General features: G+C 37.5%; 7 protein-coding genes. 3 read left to right on the forward strand and 4 right to left on the reverse strand.

Going from position 1 to position 5,534, the window contains the following annotated elements; genetic code table 11:
* On the forward strand, nt 1-519 hold a 519-nt coding region (locus RT405_RS12610), incomplete at its 5' end, for an amino acid ABC transporter permease (protein WP_313470141.1).
* A gap of 16 nt (nt 520-535) precedes the next feature.
* Nucleotides 536-1,183, forward strand: coding sequence for an amino acid ABC transporter permease (locus tag RT405_RS12615; RefSeq protein WP_313470142.1), 648 nt, complete (start codon nt 536-538; stop codon nt 1,181-1,183).
* 295 nt (nt 1,184-1,478) lie between these two features.
* Here the strand turns inward: RT405_RS12615 and RT405_RS12620 are convergent, their stop codons facing one another.
* From RT405_RS12620 to RT405_RS12635, 4 genes are all read right to left on the reverse strand, one after another.
* The gene (locus RT405_RS12620) at nt 1,479-2,423 is read right to left on the reverse strand and encodes an alpha/beta hydrolase (protein WP_313470144.1); all 945 of its coding nucleotides are present in this window, start codon (nt 2,421-2,423) and stop codon (nt 1,479-1,481) included.
* Nucleotides 2,424-2,561: 138 nt separating this feature from the next.
* The gene (locus RT405_RS12625) at nt 2,562-3,107 is read right to left on the reverse strand and encodes a DUF1697 domain-containing protein (RefSeq protein WP_313470145.1); all 546 of its coding nucleotides are present in this window, start codon (nt 3,105-3,107) and stop codon (nt 2,562-2,564) included.
* A gap of 75 nt (nt 3,108-3,182) precedes the next feature.
* Nucleotides 3,183-4,103 (reverse strand): alpha/beta fold hydrolase, encoded by a 921-nt coding sequence (locus RT405_RS12630; protein WP_313470147.1) that lies wholly within the window; start codon nt 4,101-4,103, stop codon nt 3,183-3,185.
* Nucleotides 4,104-4,289: 186 nt separating this feature from the next.
* Complete coding sequence (locus RT405_RS12635; RefSeq protein ID WP_313470148.1) at nt 4,290-5,099, reverse strand: aldo/keto reductase; 810 nt, start codon at nt 5,097-5,099, stop codon at nt 4,290-4,292.
* Nucleotides 5,100-5,293: 194 nt separating this feature from the next.
* Between RT405_RS12635 and RT405_RS12640 the strand changes: the two genes are divergently transcribed.
* Nucleotides 5,294-5,534: ATP-binding cassette domain-containing protein (locus RT405_RS12640; RefSeq protein ID WP_313470149.1), on the forward strand; the 241-nt coding region annotated here is incomplete at its 3' end.

Below are 5,534 nucleotides of genomic sequence, written 5' to 3' on the forward strand. Positions count from 1 at the left end.
ACTAATAAGCTGCTTAAAGGACTAGCAAACGCTTATGTCGAATTTTTTCGAAACATTCCTTTATTGATTATTGTCATGTTCTTTTATGTCGTTGTGCCTTTATATTGGTTTCAAATCGACGGGTTTACAGCAGGTACGATTGGGTTGACCATCTACACTTCTGCTTTCATTGCAGAAACCGTTCGCGCTGGTATTTTAAGCGTTCCAAAAGGCCAAATGGAAGCTGGGCTTTCAACCGGGTTTACGTATAGTCAGACACTGTGGTACATTGTTTTGCCGCAAGCGATCAAAATCGTTATCCCGCCGCTCGGCAACCAATTTATCAACTTAGTAAAAAATTCTTCTGTTTTAGCAATGGTAGCTGGACTCGACTTAATGTATCAAGGAGACTTGATTGCCAGCGAAACATTTAATACATTCGATACGTATATCTTGATCGGAGGACTTTATTTAATTATTACCCTGCCGTTGACGTATTTGATGGCTTATATCGAACGACGCTTAAATACAAAATCATAAAAAGGAGGAAATTCAATTGAATATTGTAGAAGCTTTTTCATGGGTCAACATCCGCTTCTTGTTGGATGGACTCTTGATTACTGTAGAAGTAGCGGTCTTGTCCATTCTTTTCAGCTTTATCATTGGAAGTATTTTGGGATTGATTCGCTATTTAAAAATTCCCGCTGTTTCAAAAATCGTCGGCTTTATCATTGACTTGGTCCGAAACTTGCCACTCTTGTTGATTATTTTCTTTACGTATTTTGCTTTACCGCAAATTGGTATCCGATTTGATATTTTCTGGTCAGCTGTTGCTGCGATGACGATTTTTGAATCTGCTATGTTATCTGAAATTATTCGTGCCGGGTTAAATTCTGTGCCAAAAGGACAAACAGAAGCTGGACTTTCAACTGGTTTGACTTATGCTCAGACCTTGTGGTATATCATTATCCCTCAAGCTTTTAAAGCCATGGTACCGCCGATTTTAAGTCAGCTGATTTCGTTGATCAAAGATACTTCATTAGCAACAATTATCTCTTTACCTGAAATCACCCATAATGCCAGAATCATTTATGGTCAAAATACAGACTACGTGATTCCTATGTTTATCGCGATGGCGTTATTGTATTTCAGTATCTGCTTCACCTTATCCAGAATCGTCAAACGCTTAAAACTAGGCGTCTAAAAAAAGAAAAGCAGGACAAGTCTGTTCTGGCTCCATAGGAAAATAGCAAGTACAGCCCCGAATGAGCATACTGCGCAATGGGTTGTACTTGTCTTTTTCCCGAGAGCCAAGCTTGGACTGCTAGACATCATGTTGGTAATGCTTAATAATGAAATTTCCTCCGGAATTTCAAGATTGTGGAATAGATTCATTTTTCTTACCAACACCAAAAATAATAGAACCAGAAAAAGTTCCTATCAAACAGAACAACCTGTTGATAGGAACTTTTTTTGTTTAACTATTTACTACTAATGAATCAATCTGGTATATAACTTAGTACAAAATCTTGAACTTTTTGTTTGTATTCTTCTTTGTTCTCCTCATATGAATCTGCATGATCGGCATTCGGCACAATATACAATTCTTTAGGCGATGAATCAGCTTCATATACATCATACACCATTTCAGTCGGTACAAATTTGTCTTCTGCCCCATGAATAAACAGCATAGGAACTTTATTCTTTTTGACTTGTTCGACTGTATCTGCTTCTCCGAACCAATAATTAGAACGTACTTTTGTTACCAAGCTGGTTACCGGAATCAAAGGGAATGCCGGCAAGTCATACATATCTTTCAATTGATAAGCCAATTCTCCAGTCAAGGAACTATAGCCGCAGTCTTCAACAATGACCTTTACATTGGAAGGCAAATCTTCTCCACTGACGTTCATAACGGTCGCGCCCCCCATACTGATTCCAAATAAAGCCAATTCAGCATCTTCGCCAACTTTATCGAGCATCAGTTGAATCCATTGCAAGTAATCTTTCCGTTCATGCCAGCCAAATCCGATATAGTCGCCTTCACTTGTTCCATGACCACGGGCATCCGGAACAAGTACGTTAAAGCCCATATCGTGATACAATTTAACATAAGGTGCCATTTGTTCCAAGCTTCCAGCATAACCATGAGCCAATATAGCTACCTTTTTAGAAGTCGGTTCTCCTGCAATATAAACTCCAGAAAGTTTTAATCCATCCGCAGATTCAATCGTTAATTTTTCACGCTCTACTTCATCATACCATTCCTTTTCTTCCAGCCATGGGTCTTTTGGATCATAGTCTCCATCTGTATCTGCTGCTTCTATGAAATCCTTTTGATTTATCGCTACGGCTACGTCATAGAAATAGTTTCCGGCAAACCCTAAACCAGCAATTAGCAGAACAACCAAAATCAGTAAACCGATTATCCATTTTTTTCGCACTTATCCACACTCCTATTCAAGCTACTTAAATTTTTATTTTTAGCGGAAAAATAAAATACATTCTATTTTATTCTAAATCATCCGGTCTAAAATGTATAATACTGTTTGATCGTTTTTTACTTGTACTGTAGTTCCCTACTAATTCTCTAAGAAGGTAAGCAGCTTAAGTGTCGTATTTCGATTCCTGATCGTTACCTGTTTATAGAAAGGACGGCTGGCTAATTTCGAATAATGTGTTTTACTGTAATTCTTTTTAAAAGAAGAAGACCAAAAGACAGCATGTTCTCCAATATAAACTTTTTCATAGACCGAATCAATCGCCGACAGCAGCTCAGCAAGCTCTTTTTTGTCAGCTGAAGGCAGCAGAAATAAAGCGTTGTGCCGGTAATCTTCATCTTCTCCCCACCAGACTGGGATGTCTGCTAGCTCCTTTTGGTATTCTTTATCTGAAAGAACAACTACCTCAACAGGAAAAGTAAAGTGTTCAAGTAAAATTTTTTGGCATTTTATTAAAACGTCTTGCTTCGTATCCTCCGCACTCTCCACAATCAAATTACCGCTGTTAATATGAGATTTGACATTTATAAATCCATCATCAATTAAATACTGTTTTAACTCACTCATGGGAACTCTGTTTTTTCCTCCGACGTTGACTCCTCGCAGTAAAATAATAAATTGCATCATGACAAACTCCTTTGTTAGGTTAATGAACCTACTTATTTAAGAAGATAGGAATATTTCTTATTCGATTTTTATTGCTTATGGTGTGCCCCATAAAAAATCACCAACTAATTTATCTACTTGGGTATTTTCATGCAATTGGCTGTGATGAGTTTGTGCTCCAACCACTTCTTCCTCATGATAATCTAGTCCTTTCGTCTGCATTAAATAACCAATGGCTAGACCGCTTCTAACTGGAACGGTACCATCCCCATTTGATCCATCTTGCAAATCTCCAACGATATTCAACATCTTAGTCAGTTTAGGGTAATGCTGGATTCCAGCAGCAAAGTCGCTATAGCGCTCGCTGATAACCACTGGACCATTCTGATTCAATTCATCAAGCGATTGTGCTTCATTGCCTGTTACAAAATCATTAAATGGTGCACCGATCGCAACAAATTTATGAACTGTTGGCAATGATTCATCCTCTCCATAGGTAACCAGGTACCGAAAACTGCTCACGCCTCCCATCGAGTGGCCGACCAGATTCACTTCATCGATCTGATATGTTTTCTTTAAATAGGTCAAAACAGCTTTGACCCAGTCTGCTTGGTTCCATTCATTATTTTTATTATCCGCAAACAGCACTTGGATCAACGGGTTATCTGATTGATTCTGCCAAGTACCTGTTTCAGAAATACTGCCATCCGGCTGAACCGTTATGGTTAAAGCTTTTTTTCCCCAACCACTCGTTTCAAAACGTGACAACATTCCACTAAAACTTCCTTCTGTTCCTTGATAGCCATGGATAAAAAGCGTTGGAACGGCCGTCTGATTTGTGGTCAACGGATCAGATGATTCACTGCTGAAAATAACAGCTTCACTCGTGTTCTTTTCCTTTGATTCACTAGTTGTGGGACTGTCTTTAACTGATTCAGCTGTTTTTTCGTTTCCGCATCCTATGCTGATTAGACCTAGCAAGATGACTATAAAAGAAAATAAAAACGTCTTTCTCATGCATTACCACTCCTAACTTTTCATCTACTATAATAAAGCATTGCATTGATTATAACCCAAAATCAGATTCTTTCGTTATAAAACTTCTATAATATAAAGCAAGCTCCTTCAAGTTTAATAACTTAAAGAAGCTTTTTAAAATGAACCTTCAATTTTATAACCCCATGGATAAATTTAAAATTGTTTTTATAACGACTCAATCATAGTTGTATCCTCTTTTGACAATTCAAAATCGAATACCTCTAAATTTGAAGCTTGATGTTCACTATTATGTGATTTGGGTATAACTGCAACGCCTCTTTGAATTTGATAACGCAGCAACACTTGTCCCCAGTCTTTCCCATATTTCTCACCGATTTCAGTTAACTTAGCCGTTTGCTCTTCGGTTACTTTGTTTAAAGGGCTCCAGGCTTCCGGAAGAATATCATTTTTGAGCAAATAACCAATGATTTCATTGTTCCAAATATGCGGATTTGACTGAATTTGATTGACGACCGGTTGGATGCGTGCAAAAGTTTTCAGCAGTTCTAATTGTTCAATACTAAAATTCGATACACCGATCGCTTTGATTTTTCCTTGATCAACAAATGATTCTAATACTTCCCAAGTTTGTTTCAATTGGTCTGTATCTTCAATTGGATGGTGGATCAAATACAAATCGATATAGTCAGTTTTTAAATTTTCCAGGCTCTGTAAAACCGTTTGCTCTACTAGTTCTTTAGAAGCGATATACTCTTCTTTTGCAGGGATTTTGGTCGTAAGATAAAACTCTTTGCGTTCAATTCCACTTTCGTAAATGGTTTTTCCAACTCCTGCTTCATTCCGATAAGAAATAGCGGTGTCGATTAAACGGTATCCTGCTTTAATAGCAGACTGCAATGCACTAAAGTCATCGTTCAATTCCCCATTATATTGATTGCCTTCTTTTCCGTAAGTATTTGTTCCGGTTCCAATTACTGGAATGTTGTCTCCATTTGCTAACGTAAAGGTTTCCATTGATCTGCACTCCTTTATTTTTATTTTTCTATTCTCACTTTCTATAGTAAGGATTTTTGATAATAGAAGTCAAATTTTAGCTAGTTTATCGTTATTTTTTGTACCTTTCATTTTGCTTAACGCTTTTGTTATACTGAAAAGAGTGAGTCTATACCAACCAATGGAAAAATCAGAACTATAAGGAGAATGCCTACATGATAGAATTTAAAACTGTCTCAAAATCTTATGGCACTAAACAAGCACTAAAAGATGTATCATTTACTATTCAGCCAGGAGAAATTTTCGGTCTGATCGGACATAACGGTGCTGGAAAATCAACCGCTATTAAATCGTTAGTCAGCATCATTGATCCGAGCAAAGGCTCTATTTTGGTAGATGGAGAAAATATTGCCGCTAACCGTCTTGCTGTTAAAAAGAAAATCGGATATGTTCCAG

Source organism: Carnobacterium sp., from assembly GCF_032094055.1.
GTDB lineage: Bacteria > Bacillota > Bacilli > Lactobacillales > Carnobacteriaceae > Carnobacterium_A.